Origin of the sequence: Vibrio tapetis subsp. tapetis (assembly GCF_900233005.1) — a bacterium.
Lineage (GTDB): Bacteria > Pseudomonadota > Gammaproteobacteria > Enterobacterales > Vibrionaceae > Vibrio > Vibrio tapetis.
On record NZ_LT960611.1, the window covers coordinates 2,126,411 to 2,148,555 of the forward strand.

The 22,145-nt window shown below is 43.1% G+C and carries 17 protein-coding genes and 1 pseudogene; 4 read left to right on the forward strand and 14 right to left on the reverse strand.

The features are described from left to right. Positions 1-287: 287 nt before the first annotated feature. Complete coding sequence (locus VTAP4600_RS09435) at positions 288-719, reverse strand: hypothetical protein (protein WP_102522571.1); 432 nt, start codon at positions 717-719, stop codon at positions 288-290. Positions 720-1,051: 332 nt separating this feature from the next. On the opposite strand from VTAP4600_RS09435, the gene VTAP4600_RS09440 reads away from it, so the two are divergent. Then, positions 1,052-1,693, forward strand: a complete 642-nt coding sequence (locus tag VTAP4600_RS09440; protein WP_102522572.1) for an START domain-containing protein — start codon at positions 1,052-1,054, stop codon at positions 1,691-1,693. 225 nt (positions 1,694-1,918) lie between these two features. Here the strand turns inward: VTAP4600_RS09440 and VTAP4600_RS09445 are convergent. The 7 genes and pseudogenes from VTAP4600_RS09445 to VTAP4600_RS09475 form a co-directional block, all read right to left on the reverse strand. Beyond that, positions 1,919-3,031: pseudogene (locus tag VTAP4600_RS09445) on the reverse strand (ABC transporter ATP-binding protein). A 3-nt stretch (positions 3,032-3,034) separates the two neighbouring features. Next, a complete protein-coding gene (locus VTAP4600_RS09450; protein ID WP_102523952.1) occupies positions 3,035-3,892 on the reverse strand; it encodes a carbohydrate ABC transporter permease in 858 nt (285 codons plus the stop codon). After that, on the reverse strand, positions 3,892-4,812 hold the full coding sequence (locus VTAP4600_RS09455; protein ID WP_102522573.1) for a carbohydrate ABC transporter permease: 921 nt from the start codon (positions 4,810-4,812) through the stop codon (positions 3,892-3,894). The genes VTAP4600_RS09450 and VTAP4600_RS09455 overlap by 1 nt, the downstream gene beginning before the upstream one ends. A gap of 96 nt (positions 4,813-4,908) precedes the next feature. After that, positions 4,909-6,156 (reverse strand): ABC transporter substrate-binding protein, encoded by a 1,248-nt coding sequence (locus VTAP4600_RS09460; RefSeq protein WP_102522574.1) that lies wholly within the window; start codon positions 6,154-6,156, stop codon positions 4,909-4,911. Positions 6,157-6,302: 146 nt separating this feature from the next. After that, complete coding sequence (locus VTAP4600_RS09465) at positions 6,303-7,742, reverse strand: ATP-binding protein (protein WP_102522575.1); 1,440 nt, start codon at positions 7,740-7,742, stop codon at positions 6,303-6,305. Between the two features lie 3 nt (positions 7,743-7,745). Beyond that, positions 7,746-8,468, reverse strand: coding sequence for a response regulator (locus VTAP4600_RS09470; protein WP_102522576.1), 723 nt, complete (start codon positions 8,466-8,468; stop codon positions 7,746-7,748). 140 nt (positions 8,469-8,608) lie between these two features. Further along, positions 8,609-11,323 carry a hybrid sensor histidine kinase/response regulator gene (locus tag VTAP4600_RS09475; RefSeq protein WP_102522577.1) on the reverse strand — a complete coding sequence of 905 codons (2,715 nt, stop codon included), beginning with the start codon at positions 11,321-11,323 and terminating at the stop codon, positions 8,609-8,611. A gap of 182 nt (positions 11,324-11,505) precedes the next feature. On the opposite strand from VTAP4600_RS09475, the gene VTAP4600_RS09480 reads away from it, so the two are divergent. Both VTAP4600_RS09480 and VTAP4600_RS09485 read left to right on the forward strand, forming a co-directional pair. After that, on the forward strand, positions 11,506-11,925 hold the full coding sequence (locus VTAP4600_RS09480) for a hypothetical protein (RefSeq protein ID WP_231897779.1): 420 nt from the start codon (positions 11,506-11,508) through the stop codon (positions 11,923-11,925). After that, a complete protein-coding gene (locus VTAP4600_RS09485) occupies positions 11,922-12,962 on the forward strand; it encodes a hypothetical protein (RefSeq protein ID WP_102522578.1) in 1,041 nt (346 codons plus the stop codon). The genes VTAP4600_RS09480 and VTAP4600_RS09485 overlap by 4 nt, the downstream gene beginning before the upstream one ends. Positions 12,963-13,155: 193 nt before the next feature. Here the strand turns inward: VTAP4600_RS09485 and VTAP4600_RS09490 are convergent, their stop codons facing one another. Together VTAP4600_RS09490 and VTAP4600_RS09495 are read right to left on the reverse strand one after the other, a co-directional pair. Continuing rightward, complete coding sequence (locus VTAP4600_RS09490; protein ID WP_102522579.1) at positions 13,156-15,039, reverse strand: methyl-accepting chemotaxis protein; 1,884 nt, start codon at positions 15,037-15,039, stop codon at positions 13,156-13,158. Positions 15,040-15,266: 227 nt separating this feature from the next. Continuing rightward, positions 15,267-16,685 (reverse strand): aminotransferase-like domain-containing protein, encoded by a 1,419-nt coding sequence (locus VTAP4600_RS09495; protein ID WP_102522580.1) that lies wholly within the window; start codon positions 16,683-16,685, stop codon positions 15,267-15,269. A 95-nt stretch (positions 16,686-16,780) separates the two neighbouring features. Here VTAP4600_RS09495 and VTAP4600_RS09500 point away from each other — a divergent pair, with 95 nt between their 5' ends. Continuing rightward, positions 16,781-17,680: a DMT family transporter gene (locus tag VTAP4600_RS09500; RefSeq protein ID WP_102522581.1), complete on the forward strand. Its 900-nt coding sequence runs from the start codon at positions 16,781-16,783 to the stop codon at positions 17,678-17,680. Positions 17,681-17,759: 79 nt separating this feature from the next. Here the strand turns inward: VTAP4600_RS09500 and VTAP4600_RS09505 are convergent, their stop codons facing one another. The 4 genes from VTAP4600_RS09505 to VTAP4600_RS09520 form a co-directional block, all read right to left on the reverse strand. Then, the gene (locus VTAP4600_RS09505; RefSeq protein WP_102523954.1) at positions 17,760-18,557 is read right to left on the reverse strand and encodes a TrmB family transcriptional regulator; all 798 of its coding nucleotides are present in this window, start codon (positions 18,555-18,557) and stop codon (positions 17,760-17,762) included. Between the two features lie 73 nt (positions 18,558-18,630). Next, positions 18,631-19,500, reverse strand: coding sequence for an ROK family protein (locus VTAP4600_RS09510; RefSeq protein ID WP_145958574.1), 870 nt, complete (start codon positions 19,498-19,500; stop codon positions 18,631-18,633). A 13-nt stretch (positions 19,501-19,513) separates the two neighbouring features. After that, the gene (locus VTAP4600_RS09515; protein ID WP_102522583.1) at positions 19,514-21,292 is read right to left on the reverse strand and encodes a glycoside hydrolase family 13 protein; all 1,779 of its coding nucleotides are present in this window, start codon (positions 21,290-21,292) and stop codon (positions 19,514-19,516) included. A 19-nt stretch (positions 21,293-21,311) separates the two neighbouring features. Beyond that, on the reverse strand, positions 21,312-22,145 hold the full coding sequence (locus tag VTAP4600_RS09520; protein ID WP_102522584.1) for a sugar ABC transporter permease: 834 nt from the start codon (positions 22,143-22,145) through the stop codon (positions 21,312-21,314).

Sequence of the window (22,145 nt, forward strand, 5' to 3'; positions counted from 1 at the left end):
ATCTGAGCGTAGCTGGTCAATAAAACAAAAAACCAACAAAGTCGCAACACTTTGTTACTCAAAAGTCATTCAACAGAACAATTAATTGTAGGGACAGTCGCTTCAATAATGAACAAAGCACGCAAAGTCCTCTTTTTACTGAACAGTGTCCTTGTAATGCTTTTTACTGAAGCGTGTGTCCCTGCAATAAGAATAAGGGCACCTGAACGCGTCTTGTTTGGTATGAGTTAGACTACGCTGAATCGTGGAGAGGGCGAAGTAGAGCACTCTACTTCGCATTTAGTCATTTACGCCGAATGATTAATCGCAATCACCGCTTGGCTACCAACCGGAATGGCCTCTCCACCATGAATATTTGCGTAACTAACCGCTTCATCCATCGTTGAAAACCACAGGGCGGGATAGCCAATATTCTTAAGTTTAATTCGCTCAGGAAGGTACTGTCCGGAAGAATCCGACGCAGATTCAAGAGTTTGTTTAAACGCCACCCAGCTTGCAAATCCGTTCTCTATCGATACCAATTGCAGCAGATGCTTGCGCTGAACGATCGACACGTCTTTTTGCAATTCGGGTAATGATAATCCAACAAGGACTTTTTGATTGAGTAGGCGACGCAGCACTGGAAGGGAATGTGATTTCCGCTCAGACTTAACGTGTTTATGCAGTAGCTTGGCTTCAAATAGCCAAAATTCGACGAGGTTTACTTGTTCTATACGCATGATGCTCTCCTATATTGAACCTACTCGCTATCGGTTTCAGAAGGTTTTCAGCGTATAAACTGAAGAAAATTTTAATGCGGCATGTTAGCCGCGACATTGGTACGTGCGCTTTTGCGAGGCAGGCGTCCAATCAACCTGCCTGTACGATATTTCATCTTGGCGAATTAATCAACAATAAAGCTGTCATCAAGTAATTGAACACTTCAGGAGTGTTCGTTTTCACTGGAGATAACGAGACTGGCTTTTCGACCTATCCACTTCACTACGATACTGATTTATCACATAAAGTTGTATATGATTTAAACTAAGGACCGTTTTTATATAGGTGAAACATGGAAGTTTTACGAATTAGTTTTCTCACGTTAATCGCATTAACGTCAGGAACAGGTAACGCAAATGTAAGCAGCTATTGGCAATTTGATAGTAATACTGACGGGATAACCATCCACACTCACGAGCAAAAAAATGGCCTTGTTGAAATCCGAGCACAGATGTTCACGCCAACCAGTTATAGTGCCTTTTTAACTCTATTAGAAGACAGTAACAATGTGCCCAACTGGATCGATAACGCCAGCCACAGCCGGGTTCTCAGTCAAATATCTAATACTGAAAATATCGTCTACACCCAATTCACCGCGCCATGGCCGGCAAGTGATCGTGACATGGTGACTTACTCTAAGTATTGGGTTAATGATCTCGGATTTACTATTGAAATAAAAGATGCCCCAGAGACCACGCTTGCAGAACAGAGTGGTTATATTCGTATCCATTCCGTTAGCGCTAGCTGGACACTGCAAAAGTTCACCAATGGCACTACGTTTATTGAATACAAAGCGTTCGCAAATCCCGGAGGCTTAATGCCAGACTGGTTGATGAATAAATTGTCTAAACAAAGTGCTCGCGCCACTTTTAATAACTTGCGAACACAACTGCCAAAGTACCAGCAATACTCTCACCCTCAGATAATCGAATGAGTTTAACGGCGTAAAACACTGTGATATTCACTCCTTGTCATAAAGGCCTTAGCTATCTTTTGATAACTAAGGCCTTTATGACAAGGATGTTCCATCCGTCACTAAATGAGCAAATGTACTTTGTTCGCAGCTTTGAGCCAAAGCAATCGCTTACTCAGTACACCTTTCTCCCCCGCTCAAAAGCTGACTCATTCCCCAATGTCGTCAGCTTCAATTACTACAAACCTAGTAGGCGATTCGCTGTTCGGTCGCCGCATCAAAAATGACCGCTTTTGATAAGTCGAAATGCAAGGGCGCAACTTGCCCTACACTGACATCAAATTCTGGTGACAAACGACAAGCAATTTCCTGATCGTTGACTTTCACCATTGCTATCGTATCTGGCCCTGTTGGTTCTAAAACTTCTAACAGTAGATCCAACTGAGTCGATACCGATTCGTCTTCTCCCGGTTGCTCGGTAATGTGCTCTGGGCGCAAACCGATCACGACTTTCTTACCGTCTTGATCACGCATGGAATCTGGCAATTTAATGTGGTGCTCCTGCTCATTGGTACCAACCACCTTAATCACTGGATTATCGTTGCTGTCCAGATCAACCATGGTATGAATAAAGTTCATCGACGGTGAACCCATAAAGCCTGCGACAAACATGTTATTTGGCTTGTTATAGATTTCCTTCGGCGTCCCAAGCTGCTGCAATTCACCATCTTTCATTACCGCAATACGATCGGCCAATGTCATGGCTTCGATTTGGTCGTGTGTTACATAAACAATAGTGGTGTTTAACTGTTGATGTAATCGCTTGATCTAATGACGCATTTCAACTCTAAGCTTGGCATCAAGGTTAGATAATGGCTCATCAAACAAGTAAAGCTTCGGCTTACGAGCAAGGGCACGGCCCATGGCAACCCTTTGTCTCTGGCCACCAGAAAGCATGCTTGGTTTTCTGTCTAGTAACACATCAATTTGTAGCATTTCAGCGACACGTTTTACTTCCGCATCAATGGCTTCATTCGACATTTTTCTAATGCGTAAACCGAAAGCAATGTTCTCATACACGGTCATGTTTGGATACAAAGCGTAAGACTGAAACACCATAGCGATGTCGCGATCTTTTGGTTCAACCTGAGCCACATCCACGCCGTCAATGACGATTTCGCCTGCGCTGATGTCTTCAAGCCCTGCAATGGTATTCATCAGAGTGGATTTACCACAACCAGACGGTCCAACCAAAATAAGGAACTCACCTGAATCGATGCTGATATCAATGCCCTTAAGGGTTTCTTGATCAGCATTACGATACGTTTTTCGAATTTGTTTAAGTTGTAAAGTAGCCATCGTTTATCCCTTCACTGAGCCTGCGGTCAAACCGCGCACAAAATTCTTACCTGCCAATACATACACGACTAATGTCGGCAATGCGGCAATAATGGCGGCTGCCATGTCTACGTTATATTCTTTAACTCCGGTACTGGTGTTTACCAAGTTATTCAATGCGACCGTTATTGGTTGAGTGTCCGAGCCTGAATAGACCACGCCAAATAGGAAGTCATTCCAAATGGACGTGAACTGCCAAATAATGGTTACCATGATGATTGGCGTTGAAAGCGGTAAGAGAATCTTAAAGAAAATAGTAAAGAATCCTGCACCGTCCAACTTAGCTGCTTTGACTAACTCGTCTGGAATACCAATGTAGAAGTTACGGAAAAATAGAGTAGTAAAGGCCATACCGTAAATTACGTGCACAATCACCAAGCCCGTTGTGGTGTTAGCCAGTCCTAACTTACCTAACACTGCCGCCATTGGCAGTAAGATAACTTGGAACGGAATAAAACAACCAAAAAGCAACAAGCTGAAGAACAAGTTGGACCCTCTGAACTGCCATTTCGTGACTACATAACCGTTAAATGCACCCAATAATGTTGAAAACAACACAGCAGGAATCACCATTTGGAACGAGTTCCAAAAATAGCCTTTGATCCCCTCACATTTCACCCCAGTACAAGCACTTGACCAGGCTTTATCCCAAGCCCCAAACACCCACTCTTGTGGCAGTGTCATCAAGTTACCCGCTTTAATATCTGGCAAGGTTTTGAACGAAGTGATGACCATGACGAACAGAGGCATCAGATAAAACAGGCAAAAGAAAATCAACACCGCATAGAGAAAAGCACGAGACCAATTAAATGAAGACGTCATCATTTTTTCTCCCTAAGTTCGGAATAAAGATAAGGAACCAAAATCGCCAATATACCGGCTAACATCACCATAGCACTGGCTGAACCTAGGCCAATTTGGCCACGAGTAAAGGTATGTGAGTACATAAACAAGGCGGGTAAATCTGAAGAATAACCAGGTCCACCTGAGGTTAATGCTGTCACTAAATCGAAACTCTTAATCGCAATATGAGAGGTAATGATCACCGCACTAAATACCACTGGGCGTAAGCAAGGCAAAATGATTTTTAAATAAATTTTTGGTAAGCTCGCGCCATCAATTTGCGCCGCTTTGATGATCGAAGAGTCGATACCACGTAAGCCTGCGAGAAACATCGCCATAACAAAGCCTGATGATTGCCATATAGCCGCAATAACCAAGGTATAGATAGACATTTCAGAGTTGACGAGCCAATCGAATTTAAAGTCGGTAAAACCCCAGTCGTGCACCATTTTCTCAATGCCAAGACCTGGGTTTAGAATCCACTTCCAAGCCGTACCCGTCACAATGAATGACAACGCCATTGGGTAGAGATAAATGGTTCGAATTGCACCCTCTTGTCGAATATTCTGATCCAAAAAAATGGCCAGAAACACACCAAGTGCAATCGCGATAATTAAGAACAACACACCAAAGATCGCGAGATTAGTAATCGACGTGATCCAGCGGTCGTTTTCCATTAGCTTTTCGTATTGTGCAAAGCCAACAAACTTAAAACTTGGTAAAAAACGCGAGTTTGTCATTGATAACGCAGCAGTCCAAAAAATATACCCGTAAATACACACCACAGTCACTAACATAGTGGGTGCAAGAACGATTTTCGGCAGCCAGTTTTGCAACCGGTCAGCGAAGCTTTTTTTAGGTGCTGAGCGAGTAGTCGATATAGTCACAATACGCTCCATTACGAATCCTTGTAAAAAAAACCTTAACGCCGCCGACTTAGCAGCGGCATCAAAGGAAAAGCTACTCCACCATGGAGGAGCTTTTCAGGGGGTTCATTACATAGCTGATTTCACGGCTTTTGCCAGTGTCTTAGCGGCTTCTGCTGGATCGGCTTTTGGATCGTTAAAGAAGTTAGTGACAACGTCAAAGATAGCGCCTTGAGCGTAGCTTGTTGTTGACATGCCATGCGCCATACTTGGCACAAAGTCACCCGTTTTAGCGGTAGATTTAAAGGTTGCCATTGCGTCTAACGCACATGAATCAAACTTAGACATATCCATATCTAGACGTACAGGAATAGAACCTTTGTTTAAGTTGAAGACTTCTTGGAATTTCTTGTCAAGAATGGTCGCGGCCAATGCTTTTTGAGCTTTAATGTTCTCTGGATCTTTTAACTCAAAGAACGCAAAGCTGTCTACGTTATGAGTAAACTGACCCGCAGTACCCGGCGCAGGAGCACAGATGAAATCTTTACCCGGCATTTTTCCTGCCGCCGTAAATTCACCTTTCGCCCAGTCACCCATGATTTGCATTGCTGCTTCACCATTGATAACCATCGAGGTTGCAACGTTCCAGTCACGTCCTGGCGAGTTGCTATCAATGTAGTCATGGATACGTTGGAACTTAGTGAATACTTCAACCATTTTCGGGCCAGACAGCACGTCCATATCAAGATCTACAAACGCTTTTACGTAGTCTTCTGAACCTAATACATCGAGTGCAACGGCTTCAAATACGGTCGCGTCTTGCCAAGGTTGACCACCATGCGCCAACGGAATAAATCCAGCAGCTTTAATTTTGTCACCGGCAACAAAGAACTCATCAAGTGTTGTTGGTACTGATACGCCCGACTTCTCGAGTACTTCTGGGTTTGCCCATAACCAGTTAACACGGTGAACGTTGACAGGAACCGCCACATACTCGCCATCCCATTTCATGATGTCTGTCACCATGCTTGGTACCGCTTCGTCCCAACCGCCTTGTTTTGCAACGTCATCAAGATTAGTAAGGAAACCTAAGCCACCCCACTCTTGAATGTCATGGCCTTTAATCTGTGCCGCCGACGGAGGGTTGCCAGAAACTGCACGAGTTTTTAATACTGTCATGGCACTTTCGCCACCACCACCAGCTACCGCAAAATCTTTCCAGCTGTGGCCTTCTTCTTCTAGCATATCCTTAAGAACTGCAATAGATTTCGCCTCACCACCAGATGTCCACCAGTGGAGAACTTCAACTTCGCCTGCTTGAGCGAAAGAAGAAGCGGCAAGAAGGGAGATGCTTAGTAGGGTTTTATTCATATTCATTATAATTACCATCGTCCGTGTGTATTGGATTTAGCCAAAAAGAGGAAACAAATACGGCTCAGATTTCCTCGATTGACTAGAGCTTAATCCGACCGGACACAGAAGATTGCAACAAAGAGTAATACTAATGTAACAATGACGTTACATTAGTCATCAAGATCGTGTGGTATCAAGACCTTAGCCTCTAAACCACCGTTAATAGAATTGTAAATAATGAGATCTCCGCCGTGTGCATGCACGATACTACGGCTAATACCTAAGCCTAAACCGTGTCCGTCAGAGTCTTTTGCTAAGCGGTAATACGGTTCAAATACCGTTTCGAGTTTGTCTTCTGGGATACCCGAGCCTTCATCAAGAACAATCAATTCAAGCCCGGTGTCGTTATCATAGGCAAAGACTCTGACTTTATTGCCATATTTTACGCCGTTATCTATCAGATTCGTCAGCACACGCTTTATCGCTAACGGTTTAACCCACAAAGGTGGGATTTTATCTGTTGGCAGCACAACATTAAGTTGCTTGTGGTTGTGGCTCTCGGCAATGCTTGCCAGCATGTCGTTGAGATCGACCCATTCAGTGTTCTCATGAATGTCGGTTTCTCTTACACACTGAAGTGCCCCTTTAACCATCATTTCAAGATCATTTAAATCTTGACTGAATTTTTCGCGCTTAGCGTCACTTTCGAGCAACTCCGTTCGCAACCTCAAGCGAGTAATCGGCGTTTTGAGATCATGTGAAATAGCCGAAAAAAGCGTTTCTCTATCGGTAATATAGCGATTAATACGCAGCTGCATTCGGTTAAATGCTCGAGTTGCCGTCACTAGCTCCGACGCCCCCTCTTCCACCAAAGGCGCTTGATCGATATTTAGGCTCAAGTCGTTTGCCGCTTGTGCTAAACGCTTAAGTGGCTTCACCTGCCGCCGGATCATCAAGTAGGTTAATAGCAATAATAACGACGTAGAGAAAAACAGAAAGATCAGTTGATCGGTACCTAGAATTTCATCTTCTAAGCTCACATAGGGTGCGGGCAATAATGCGGCGATATATAGCCATTCATCTGCAGCCAATTCAATTTGTACCACTAATATTGGTGGATTGATCGGCTGTAAAGTTAATGTATGGTGAGCCCATGACTTGGGTAAATCACTTAAATAAATGTCATTTTTCAGTATTCTTAACTTATCTGGCCGAGAGAATTCCACACTAATGTGATGCGCTTTTGGCAACTTCTGAGCCAGGACCGTTTTTACCGCACCGATTGAAGCCTCTTTTAGAGGTGAACTTTTAATCGGCTCGATCGTAAGGTGTTCATCATTAAATGAAACGAAAAAGCGCGTTCCGCCCATATTACGGATCTGATCCAAGACTATGTGACGATACTCAAGAGGCAGTGATTGGAAGAAGTTCACGGTGGAGGCAAACATAGTCGCCATACTTGAAGACGCAGAGCGGATACCTTCAAGTTCACGACTTTTCGATTGTGAGTACCAAATCATCGTCGCTATCCCCTGAGCGACCGCAACCGCCAGCAAGGTCAGCCAAAGCGTTCGACCAACCAATGAGCGAGGCCAGCGCAATTTAAGCATTATTTAATGCTCAAAGGTAACTAACGCGGTAAACATATAGCCATTACCGCGCATCGTTTTAATGAATTTGCTGCCATCATTACCAAAACGATGTCGTAATCGGCTAAGTTGCACATCAATACCGCGCTCAAACGGCATCGCCTCACGGCCGCGAGTGGCATGTGAAATGGTGTCTCGATCTAGGATTTCATTAGGGTGAGATAAAAACAACATCAACAAAGTAAAGTCACTACCCGAGAGCTCTACCACTTCGTCAGACTCACTGTTAATGGCTTGGTGAGATAACGTATCGAGTTGCCAATGACCAAACAAAACTCGTCGAGGTAGGCCCGAGTTCGGCTCTTCTTCATTGACATGCACCCGACGTAATAGCGCTTTTATTCTAGCAATGAGCTGCCGCGGGCTAAAAGGTTTAGCAATGTAATCGTCTGCCCCAATTTCGAGACCAATGATTTGATCCGTTTCTTCAGAAACAGCGGTGAGCATGATAATAGGGACATTGGAGTGTTTACGAATTTTCTGACACAGAGCAAAGCCATCTTCACCCGGTAACATCACATCAAGTAAGATTAAATCCGGATAACTATGCTCGGCTATATGAAGATCAAGCGCCACTCCATCTTCAACCGTAGAGACACGAAAGCCCAATTTAGACAAATATTCTTCTAGAAGTTCTCGAATTTCACTGTCGTCATCTACCACTAAGATATGGGTTTTTGCCTGCATAACCGATCCTTTCGTTATTCACAGCCGATTGAAGATTGGCCCAATACTAGCGTCTTAGCGAAAGCATAAGGTATTTTTATAGGCAAACTTTGAAGTCGTTATCAGCAAAAGAAAAAGTGTGACCTAAGCCAATATGCAAACTAGGCATGTTCGGCCAGTTTCTCTAATAAGAACTCCTTTTTGAATGGCTTGGCTACGTAGTCGTCCATACCCGAGGTAAAGCACTTTTCTATATCTTGGTCTAATACACTGGCGGTCAATGCGATGATTGGAGTTCGAGAAAACCCTTGTTCTTTTTCCCAGCCTCTCATGAGCTCAGTGGCGGTAAAACCATCCATAATTGGCATCATGCAATCCATCAAGATCGCACAATATCGCCCTCCTTGCTGTAGCATCACTAATGCTTCTTTACCATGATTAGCTATTTCAAAGGTATAACCGGCTCTGTCCAATACCAAGGATACTACCTGTTGGTTTACTTTGTTGTCTTCCACAACCAAAACACACCCTTTATTGTTTGTGGATATCGCCAATTCTTGCGTGATCGATCTTTGCGTGGGTGACAAGTGTGCATCATTGTTAACTGAGGAGTGATCGGGTGTCTGCGTAGACGACAAACTCGTTAGGTCATCGTCTACCGCCTGAATGCTCTCGAAGGCATTCACTAAAATATTTCGAAGCCGATGGCCAAATAAAGGTGTCGTAATGATGCCGACAACCAATTTATCCAACTTACTGACGCCGGATCGATTGTTGGTGCAGATGAAAATGGTGCTGTTTAATGGTAAGTCAGCACGCACTTGGTGAATCATACCGTCGGCGTCATCCCTCTGGCATATAATCACGCCATCATAGCAACTTAGATCCAATGAGGGCGAATACGTTGCAGCTTGAACAACCGAAATCCCTTGATAGTTCAGCTCCGAGAGCAATAAATCGGCATACGGCAAGCCATTATCAAACATTAAAAATTTCATTCCGACCAAACAGGTTAGCTGTTGTCGAGCCTTCACTACCTCAACATCGATCAGAAAACTAAACGTACTACCGACGTCTTTTTCTGATTTAACAACCAAGCTGCCATTCATCATTTCAACCAACTGATGTGAGATTGAAAGCCCCAAGCCAGTACCGCCAAAATCTCTGGTTATCGAGCCATCTTCTTGAGTAAATGGAGTAAAAATTGCCGTTTGTTTGTCGGCATCTATTCCTATCCCCGTATCACTGATTGCACAATATAATTGGCCTTTACTTTCATCTATAGGGTCATACTTCAACATTGCTTTAATTGAACCATTCAAGGTGAATTTAACCGCATTGCCTAATAGGTTCAGTAGTATCTGCCGCAGCCTGTGCTCGTCTAATTTCACTTGGGGTAACAAGTTCGGGTCGATATCAACGTTTAAGGCTAATCCTTTCTCTTGCGCTTTAGGCATCACAATCGAAAGTGTGTCGTACAGCAACTCTTTGACATTGCAATCGCTTTTGACCAGGACCAAATTACCAGATTCGATTTTAGACAGGTCTAACACGTCATTAATGAGCATTAACAAAGTTTGAGATGAGGTTTCAATGGTTTGTAAATATTCAATCTGAGCGGGGTCGAGTTTGGTATCGGCCAAAATCGAAGACATCCCGATCACACCATTAAGAGGAGTACGAATTTCATGGGACATATTGGCTAAAAAGGCACTCTTGGCAATATTCGCTCTCTCTGCTTCCTCTTTGGCCAAGACTAAGCCATCGTGATTTCGTTGCCGATCACTTAACAAAATATTGAGTTGAGTACTGAATATCGTTAACTCATCATTACCATTCATCGGCACTCTCAGGGCATTATTTTGGGTTGCCTCAACCTTGCCTAAGGTATGAATAACCAATGAAAGATAATTAATAATTCGTCTGGATACGTTCACACCGAGATAACTAAAAACCAATAATGAAAAAATAATGACAATCGATAAAACCAACACCATTGTGTTTTTAGTTTCTATTCGTTTATCGATATCTTCAATTAAGCTTTTGGACACTTTATTGACTACAAACTGTATTTTTTCATACCGCTTATCAAATGCAGAAAGCCCTGTTTCAATGAGTTTTTCCGTAATTTTCCCATCTAAAATGGCTTGTCGTAATTGATAACTCTGGATAAAAGCGGGATCAGAAAATGCGTCCCTTAATAGTTTTATTTGTTCGGCATCTGCATTGATAGATATAAACCGTTCAATAGTAAATTGCTGTCGCTCAGCTACAGACACCAACTGCGTCAATTTATCTTGGTCTGTAGGCGTATTTAATAACTGCCTCACGTGGCCATTTTCTTGCTTAGACCATAACGAAAGCCATTGTAATTGATAGAGAACATCGAGTTTTTGTTCAATATTGATATCTTCGATATCTAGCCAAGACTTTTCCAACAACGTAATGAGATGCTCATTGCTTTCATTGATCCAAATAGACCATTCGCTCAACTCCTCAACGCTCAGGTCGGGATACTCACCAACGGTTTCTGCAAGCTCATTGATCGCTTGGGTAACGTCATCTTGTGATTCTCGTTTAAACGCCAACGGTACCAACTCTTCCAATGCCGCTAGTTCTCGCTGCAAGCCTTGTTCAATGCGTCGATAATCATTCGATTTAGATGAAGGGCTATTGACACTGAGAGCGTGAGTTTGTGACGAATATGATGATACGCCACTCAAAAGAGAGATCCGGTTAGACACCAAATTAAGCTCTTGAATGTACTGATACGATTTATGAATTTCTAAGCCAGCCAAAACGCTACTGATTGCTAACGGGAGGATCACCAAAACTAACATCTTAGTTTTGATTGATATCCTGTCTATCAGGCTCATACACGCTCCTTTATTGTGAACATGAGCAGATTTTTTATTATTGTATTTGTGGTTCTAATATTTAGATCTAGTCTTAATACTAGAACTAATCATGATGGCTGGAAAGAAATTAAATGCCAATGGACTTTCGCACCTTAACTCTATCTATTGGTAGATATTTTATAATATCCCTTTGGTTACTATTGTTCCCGACGAAATTGTTAGCTGACGACATTCAAGATATTGAATTTGCAGTCTTTTCAATGAATGGAGAAATACCACAACTCAGTAAGAATACCGCTAAGATGATATATAAAGGGCGAACAAAAAAACTCAATGGCAGTATTAAAATCGTTCTTGTTGATTTACCAGAGTCATCCATTCACAGAGAAGAATTCTATAAAATGCTATTAGGCCGCTCAATATCGCAAATGAATGGCTATTGGGCCAGCCGCTCATTTTCAGGTAAAGGACACCCACCCGAAGAGCTTGATAGTGACGATATTAAAGCCATTATCCAATGGCTTAATCAGAACCCAAATGGGATCGCCTATGCGCCTGTCGATAAAGTACCCGAAAATGCCAATATTTTGGTGACTATTTTGCAAGGAGGTAAGCAATGAAATTACGCTACCTTTCTTTTGCGGTCATGACAGCAAGCTTGCCGACTCACGCTGCGATAGAACTGGCTGATGGTTTAACCTTAAGCGGCTTTGGTTCTACCTCCATCACTCGTAGTGATAACGAAAACGCCTTGTTCGTTAATCGCCAAATAGGCGATAGCACATGCTACGACTGCGACACAATCTTTGGTCTTCAGGTTGATTATAATGCCACCGATGAACTGCGCTTTTCCACTCAAGTAGTGAAGCGCCCACAAGACGAATGGTCAGAACCTGAGTTGGAATGGCTATATGCTAGTTATGAATACAACAATCTAACGGGCCATATCGGCCGTCAACGTTTACCGCTATTTTTGGCATCCGAGTACTACTTTGTTGGCCATGCTTATCTTTGGGCAAGGCCACCGCAAGACGTCTATGACAGTATTTTAGGGTTTACATCTTATGATGGCATTTCTATCGACTGGCAAACCTTCTTGTCTGACTCACTCGAATTAATTGTGACCCCTTTCTATGGCATTTCCTCTGTTGAGACCATCCCTTATGGTCTAGTACAGCTCGAATTAGAGAGTGATTATTCTGTCGGTCTCGCCATCGACTTAACAGGGGTAGATTTTCGAGTACATAGCGCAATTATGCACAATCAATACCAAATTCAGAAAAGGCCCACCGAGCAGCTGACGATCTACACACTTGGCGGCACTTACTCATTGCAACAATGGCAGATAATTGCAGAAATAGAACACGATGACCAACAGACCGCGTGGAATACTAGCCTAGCTTATCATTATGATGATTGGTCGCCTTATATCACCTATGGCGAAAGCCACCATAGACGCAAAGCTAACAATACGATCATTGGTATAAGACACTATTTAACGCCGCAGGTATCCATCAATGCTGAATGGCAAACCGTAAGGATGACTCAAGAGGCATACCAAGACGGGCATAATGGCCACTTCGGGTTCCCTCCTATTTACTCCGGTTCAGACAAAGACGCCAGCTTATATACCGTCATGGCAAACTTTGTTTTCTAGCGTTCATTGACACATCAAACTTATATTCTGGTTTTACCTGAGTATTGCCTTTCGAAAGTGATGTTTCTATTCAATTGCGTCACCTAATAACGAAAAAAAGCGGCTCTTCACATACGATGAAGGGCCGCGCTACTTAGATACTCTTTGTTAGATATTCTTTGAAACTCAATTAAGGCAATCGCGTAATGATTGCTTACGCCTTAAACTGGCCTAACAATCCACTGACTTCCGTACCAACACGATTAAGCTGCTCGGCTGATTCTGTCGTCTCGATCGATTGCGTCAATGTTTTATCTGAAATATCAGACATTGTATTAACGTTAATGCTTACTTCATCTGCAGCTGTTGCTTGCTGACCTGCTGCACTGGAGATATGTCCAATCGAATCATTGATTTGTGCAATAAACCCATCGATAGAGGTCAGTGACTCCTCTGCTGATTGCACCTGAGCAGCCGTTTCTTCCGCACTTGCACGGCTCTTCGTCATGGCTTGACTGGCGCTTTCAGACCGCTGCTGTAAGCTAACAATGATGTTTTGAATTTCCTGTGTCGACTCTTGAGTTCGTGAAGCTAATGAGCGAACCTCATCTGCTACGACCGCAAATCCACGCCCTTGTTCACCTGCCCGAGCGGCTTCAATTGCAGCATTCAAAGCAAGTAAATTGGTTTGTTCGGCGATACTGCGTATAACATCCAACACGGAACCAATTTGTTCACTATCAGCGCGTAGCTGCTCAACGGTATCACTCGCATCCGATATTTGTTCAGACAAGCTTTGCATCGACGTCGCCGCCTCTACCACTACTTTTGTTCCCTCACTTGCCGCATTTGCGGTTGACTGAGAAAGCTCTGATGCTTGAACGGCGCTATTACTCACTTCTTGTGCACTGGCCGACATTTGCGTCATGGCGGAAGCGGCGAGTTGCGCCTGAGATTGCTGCTCTCGTACTTCTTCTTGTGTGCTATTGGCTTTATCGGTTAGCTCTCGCGCTGACGTTAACATACTGCCCGATGCCGTGTTTAATTTCGCAATCGTGTTTTGCAATTTGTCCGCGAAGGTATTGTAGTTTTTCGCTAATAGAGCGAGCTCATCACGCCCGTGCTCTGGAATTCGTATCGTCAAATCGCCTTCACCTTGGGCAATGTCAGCCAAGACGCTATTAGTGCCTGCAAGTTTCGTTACAATCGCTTTAGTTACCATGAACGAGACCACAACCCCCAATAGAATGGCACCAGCAGCCACGGTAAAGAGCATGGATGTCGACTCTTCTGTGTGCTTTTGAGAAGTGGTGGCGGCCAGTTTCATCGACGCACTGATTGAGGCTCTTAAATCCGCTATTTTGACGGCAATTTGAGGACCAATGGTATCGAGGGTGTTAATCCCTTCGTTACGATCATAAATCATTGTGGCTACGCTGTTTGAAGCCAATTCATATTGATTAAGTAGCGTTTTTGCTTCTTCGGTTAATCGACGTCGACCTGGGTTTTCTAAGGTACTCAATAATGTTTCCATTTCCGCTTCAGAAGCAGCAAACTCTTTATTGAAACGGTCGACTTGTGCAGGCTGGTTCTCTACCAAGAATTTAGATACGTAAAGACGAGAAAGTAGTAAAGCACGAACCGCTCGCCCTGCATGATAAGCTGCGACCACATCGCCATCTCGCTTTGCTGAATCCATAACCTGAGTTAGCTTACGCTCGATTTCGGGACCGTTTATATTGAGTGTCCCTTGAACCAACTCATTACGGCTACGCATATTTGAGATGACGGTTCCGGTAAACGTATTCAAATATTCCGTTTTCATGCCTTCTATCGACTTCAACAAAGCCACACGTTCTGGGTTTTGAATTTCTTTGAAAGCTTGTTCTAAGTCTTTAGTCCACAAAGCCGCTTGTTCATTAAACGTACCAATGAACTTTTCATCACCTGTTTTAATGTAATTTTTTACCGTCAATCTCAGTCCATATACCGCATCAGTTAATTCTGCGGCCAATTCAGTATCCGGCGCTAAATCAAACGATATTTTTTTTATATCGTCGGATAGGTTACCCAACAAATTTGAACTGATGACAGCCATTGCAATCAAAATTGCGATTAATACCGCAGGGGGAAATTGATAGCTTCTTGGATATTGAGATATTGTCCAAACCCATTATATTCACTCCGTTAACGAGAAAGCCTTTTTATTGTTGTCTTTTAAAAGTAGCAAAGAATCTCGTTTATACAGCTGATTAGTGACAAAAACATTAATTGAGCGATAACAATGTTAACCCTGCCATAACAGCAGTCACTTTACTGGTTGATTTATAATAGATTTGAAATAATAACTGCCAACCCATTTAGCCCCTTACTCCAGTCTCCCTGCTCAGTAAAATTAGCGGTACTAAACCGAATACAATGGTCAAACTGATTCTGAGATCCAAACATGGATCCGGGTAAGATGCTGATCCCTTTTTCCTTACATAACCGACAGGCTTCATGGCTATTAAAACCTTCGGGAAGCGTAAGCCACATCAAAAAAGAACCTTCGGGCTGTGTTAAGTGATAGCGACCAATCAGGTTTTCATGTTGATTAAGAGCACAACTTAGCATGAGATTAAATCGTCGTTGGTTCTGCTGATAAACTCGCCTCACTCGGCTAAGATGAGTTTTGTACTTTCCTGTGGTAAGGAAATCGGCAACAGCAGACTGCATCAAGTTCGAGCCTCCCATATTTTCACACAATTGATATTTATCTATCTGAGTATGGTATCGACCTGAAATTAACCATCCTACTCTCAATCGAGAATCCAATGTTTTAGACAAAGAGTTTACGTAAATCACTCGGTCTTGATCATCGAGAGAATAAAGACTAGGAATCGTTTCATCTACACATAGTCCGCCAAATACGTCGTCTTCGATAATCGGAAGATCACCCGAAATTTGTAATAGCATTTTTCGTTTATCCAATGGTAAGCGCGCGCCTGTCGGGTTAGTAAAGTTTGGCGTAATCAACAGTGCTTTGATCTCCCATAATCTGAGCGCTTCCTCAAGAGCAGCAGGTTCAATTCCGCTACGGACGCAGCTTGGTATTTCCAACACTTTTAACCCCAGTGCCTCCATTAATAATAAGTTGCCGAAGTAGCAAGGCGACTCTACCGCAACGATATCACCAGGCTTAGTTAACGCACGTAATGCAAGACTAATCGCCTGCTGCGCTCCGTGAGTCACTAAGATGTTTTCGCTTTTTGCCGGAATGCTAAGATCTAAGCTAATCTTCAACAATTGCCGTATTAGCCGTCCATCTCCGGGGGGTAATTGGTAATGACTGGATATATTACTTTGCATCCGACTTTGTCTTGCTATTTCTGCATACAAACTACGTATGGACGGGAAATCAGTATTAGGATGAGCAGATCCGGTCGGTAATATTTCTTTATAGTCGGGGTAAGTTAGCAATGTACGGGATAAAGTCAGTAAATCGATTTCTTTCGGCTCTTGAACACTGCGATATTGGTTTTGATAAGGGGCTTTCTTCACTCGATAGCCTGATTTCGCCACTGCGTAAATTAACCCAAGCGCTTCTAACTCTTGATAAGCTCGAATGACGGTATTTTTACTCACATTTAGATCAAGACCGAGCTGTCGAATAGAAGGGAGTTTGTCTTCAGGTAAATAGACGCCATTATCCATTCCATGACGCAGATGTTGCTCGACCCGTAAATACTTTTTCTCTCCAATCATCTGTACCCTCCAAACTAATCAAATCTGTGCCTTACCAAGTTAGCTGTACCCTATTACAGTAACAGAATGTTAAACAATTGATACAAAGGTTCGCCATGCTAATTCGAATGATCCCGTTTATTTTTGTCGTGCTTTGGGCATCCGGATTTATTGGTGCTCGATTTGGTGTTCAATACGCGGAACCCGCAACCTTACTTTTGGTTCGTATGGCCGCTAATGTTATTTTGTTTTTAATTCTGGTGACGGTATTACACCGCCGAATTCCAACAGGTAGCGCATTTTGGCATAGCTGTGTGGTGGGCATACTAATTCACGGGTTTTATCTTGGAGGCAGCTATTTAGCCATTGATATGGGGATGCCCTCTGGTTTGTGTTCACTTTTAGTTGGTACACAACCTATATTGACCGCTCTAATATTAGTCAACGCGACACAAGAGCGTTTCAATAGTGCTCAATGGATCGGGCTCGCTTTAGGGTTTATCGGCATCAGTTTGGTATTAATGGGCAATATTGAATGGCAGTCCGAAGACCAAAAATGGGAAGCGGTTATGGCCTCAGGTCTTGCTTTGTTAGGCATAACACTTGGAACCCTCTATCAAAAAAGATTCTGCCGAGGGGTCGATATGGTTGGTGGTGCTGCGGTTCAATACCTTGCAGCGGCAGTGTTATTTCTCCCATATGCAATGACCTTTGAAACCATGCAAATAGAATGGACGATGGAGCTAATCCTTACGTTAGTCTGGCTAGTGGTTGTGCTGTCTTGCGTTGCTTTAATGCTACTTCTGTACATGGTCGAACATGGTGCCTCTTCAAGCGTCGCTTCCGTGTTTTATTTGGTTCCCCCAGTTACCGCGATACAAGCTTGGTTAGCGTTCGATGAAAGCTTTGATGCCTCTGCAGCATTCGGTTTTGGTCTGGCAGCGATTGCGGTGTATTTAGTGGTGAAAAAGCCAAACCTAAACCTGGTGAAGAAAGCTTCTATAACGAGTAGCTAAATTAACGTGAATACAAAAAAGGTCTACCGAGTAATTCAGTAGACCTTTAGTTTTATGCCATCAAACAATGCTATTGTTTCTATCGAATTTTAGAAAGATCATCTTGAACCATGGCGTTAGATTGCTCATGGATGGTGTTGATTCTTACTCTGTTTTCTAGGTTAGCTCGCTCATATTCAGTAAGATAAATATCACTATGTATGTGCTCTGCAATCATCTTCACCATCAGCTTGTTATTGGTATAAAGCCCCATGGTTTCATCACGATGAGAAAACGCGAGCGCTAACTTCATATCTGCAACAAGCATGAATCGATGCGATGGGTAATCCTGTTCAGGATCTTCTGAACGGGAATACATTTCCATTTTATCGTGCGGTGTTTCCAATTTATTAAACGAGAAGCCTATCACTCGTACGCCACGCTCTATCGCTTCACACAATTCTCGCTTGAACAGGCTCAAACGAAAGTCTGAATTTAGGTAGATTTCAACGTGAGATTGGTTAATCAGCTCTTTGGCTTTTTGCACTAAATTGTCATAGCCCGAAACGTTGTATACAAACTCCTTCTCTTCTTGAAGTGCCATTTTAGAGAGCTCTTTCTTGAGAATGGCGATGTTTGTAATTGTCTTTTTCTCAATCTGGCTGAAAATTAGATCGGGAGATTTAGCTTCATATTCTTTGGTATCTCCGTCCGAGAGAAAAATAAAACCATTGCTGTACAAATTATCTATTGAAGAATAGACCGACGAACGAGACAACGAAATTTCTTTAGCAATTTTGTAACCACTAGAACGTCCGTTTTTTAGCAAGGTGATGTACACCATGGCATCGGTTTTGGTAAAGCCAAAATCCATCAATTTGGTTACAATTTCTGACACGAACTGACCTCTAATACTATTCATTAACCTTCTTACCTAAGACTACCATTACCAACAATTTGACTCTAATTTTTTATGAATGAAGTGTCGCACCATAAGCACTAGAAAAGTGACCTAACTCTGAACAAGATACGAGTGGAATATCTGAGTTATTACAATAACGCCCCAACGCGGCTTTTAAATCGAACGCTAAGGCCGGATAACGACTTATCATTCCATACAAGACCAAACGTGTTGGACGCAATTGCGAAATTTGAGATGACAATGCCCGTGCTAATTGGTCTACATACATCCGATAGATTCTGGTCGCCTGCATGTCATACCGTTCTAAGGCATCAAAGATTTCTTGCACGGTTAGATTTTTAAGCACCAATTGATGATACTGACGTTCTAAACCGCTAATGGACAAAAACTGATCAATGCAATTCTCTTTACCGCATCGACAAATGGGGGTTAACCCATCGTTAAGCGCTTCATAATAAGGCAATGGCGAGTGAGCCCAATGAGAAAAATCGACGTCGCTCGTTGCAACGGCATGTGGCCGCGCCGTTGAAAAACCGATACTGCAATCCGTATCCAGTACCACCGTCATCAAGCGTTCATTTTTGTTTGCCTTATTTCGTTTCATTTCGCTTAGCGCCGCCGCTTGTGCACAGGTAATTGGCGTTTGATTCCAATCGTATTTACGTACATGACTCAATAATTTGCTTTGTATTTTTTCTCGAAGAGGAGTGCCCTGTCCAAATCCGAATTGCAAATACTCAGAAATACTTATCCCTATGCGCTCGATCGCGCCATAACGAAACTGATGATTCGAAATTCTGACATTCAAACTCGAAACGATGGTATCCACCGAATGCGGTGTTTTGTATTTGGACTCCAGTAAGGTCTCGCCACCTGTGGTAACGAGCACCATACGTATCCAATCGCTTTCGATCGACACTCCAAGCTTCAAACTAGTTTACGCCATCAATGTGATAACCAAACCCTTCTAGGTTTATCTTAATACCCTCAATTATCAGGCATTTGGCTTTTGAAGAGTTGTTAAGTACAAAACGCAGATCGCCACGCTTGTAAGCAACGCAGTCCTCGTCGGCAAGCGGTAACCACTCGATAGAGGCTTGATTGAACTCTGGGTGTGACTTACGCAACTCAATCATGGATTGAATAAACGCTTTGAAATCCAAATCTTGCTCCGAGGCATCCCAAGGCATGCATTTTCGATTGCCCTCTTGCCCCATTCCACGTCGCCCATCGAGGCCTATCTCTCCACCATAATAAATGCATGGAGCCCCCACTTGGGTAAACATGAATAAGTACGCCAATTTGGCTTTTGCCTTGTCACCGTCACACAAGCTGATAATACGTGTTGTGTCATGGCTATCCAGCAGGTTGAACATCGCTTCATTGACGTTTCGAGGATACGAAAGATACGACTGGCTGACTCCATCCATAAAGGCTTGTTTGTCTGTTGTGCCTAACGCAAAGTAATCCGTCACGGCTTGCGTCAATGGGTAGTTCATTAAAGAGTCGTATTGATCTCCCCGTAACCAAGGCATGCCTTCGTGCCAGATCTCACCTAGGATATAGCAATCCGGTTTGATGCCTTTAACGACTTGGCGAAAATCTCGCCAAAAGGCATGATCGACTTCGTTCGCAACGTCCAAACGCCAACCATCGATATCAAACTCTTCAACCCAGTGTTTTGCCACATCGAGCAAATAAGCCCGACATTCTGGATTTTCCGTATTCAATTTAGGCATCTCAACGACGTTAGCAAACGTCTCATAGTTCAAGTTCCAAAAATCCCACTGATCTTTTGGTGTGTCTGGGTACACTGGAAATTCATGGATCCAGAACCAATCCGCATAGTTGGAATCCTGACCTTTTTCGACAACATCTAACCACAATGGCGACTGGTGCCCAATATGGTTAAATACCGCATCCAACATCACTTTCATGCCGCGTTTGTGCGCTTCTTTCACCAGCGCTTTAAACGCTTCATTGCCGCCGAAATGCGGATCAACATTGTAATAATCTACCGTGTCATATTTATGGTTCGCATTCGCGGTAAAAACCGGGCAAAAATATAAGCCGTTAACGCCCAATTCTTGCAAGTAATCAAGCTTATCCAACACGCCCCATAAGTCGCCACCCATAAAATTATCCGAGACAGGCGTGCTGCCCCAAGGCATCACATTTGATGGCGAAATCTCAGGCCGACCGTTCGCAAATCGTTCAGGGAAGATCTGATACCAAATCGTATCTGGCACCCAATTTGGTGTTTGCAACACATCCTTTGGATTGATGTAAGGGAAGCAGTAAAAATTACTCAGATTACTTAGCTCAATTTCTGCCTCACGATCATCACTTAAATCGGCACATTTTCTTTCACCAAACAGGATTTTTTCACCCTCTTTTCCATAAAGAATGAAACCGTAGCGGCTTCTGCGTTTTGGTGGTTTAAAGGCTGCAAACCAATGATCATGGTATTCCGTTGTGCCCTCTAAAACCATTTCGACTTCATTACCACCGACCCACCCGTGGGCATCACTGCCCCCTAAATTACCGCCATCTAAGCCGCCTTCGGCCCAATGGTAAGGGTCACCTATCCATAGTGACACTCGCTCTACTTCGCCTTTTGCACTGCGCAGTCGAATATGCAGTGTCTCTTTATCGTAGGCGTAACTGTCCGCACTCTTTGCCGAGTGGGTCAAAGAACTTTTAGTAATCATGTTTTGTATTTCCTAATTATTATTCTTTTACTGCACCGCTGACGAGACCGGTGGTGATGTGTTTTTGAGTCGCGACAAATAACAGGGTTATCGGTACTGCGACCAATAGTGAACCTGCGGCAAACAAGGTAAAGTTTTCTGCAGAGTTAGATGAAATCCAACTGAATATACCTATCGCCAATGTCATTTTTTCTTCGCTGCGTAATATCAAGGTTGGCAAAATAAAGTCCATCCAAGGGCCGGTAAATGACACCAAACCGACGAACACTAAAATGGGCTTTGCCAACGGCAATATGATTTCTAGGAAGATGGTCATATGCCCAGCGCCATCAATTTTTGCGGCTTCATCTAACGAGGTGGGTATCGCATCAAAATAGCCTTTAACTAACCACACCATAAATGGAAGAGAACCTGTGACATAAACAAACAGCAAACCGATATAGGTATCAATCAAGCCCATTTTTGAGAGCAAGATATAAATCGCGGTCATGGATAAAAAGGCTGGGAACATTTGCAATACCAAAATGCTCATCATGATGTTCCGCTTACCTTTAAAACGGTAACGCGAAAACACAAACGCCGTCATGGTGACGATAACCAAAGAGATCAGCATATTTGATGTCGCTAAAATAAAGGTATTTTTGTACCACTCAAAATAAGGCGTATCGGTGAACAACGCACTGTAATGCTCCAGAGTAAATTCAATATTACTAAAGGAAGTACTGAACAAATTGTTGCCTTTTTTGAACGACGCCAAAATCGTCCAAATCACAGGCCCTAGTACCAATAAGGCATTCAGGGTTAAAAATAGGTAGACGATCAACGTCCCTAGTTTCTCTAAAATTTTACCCAT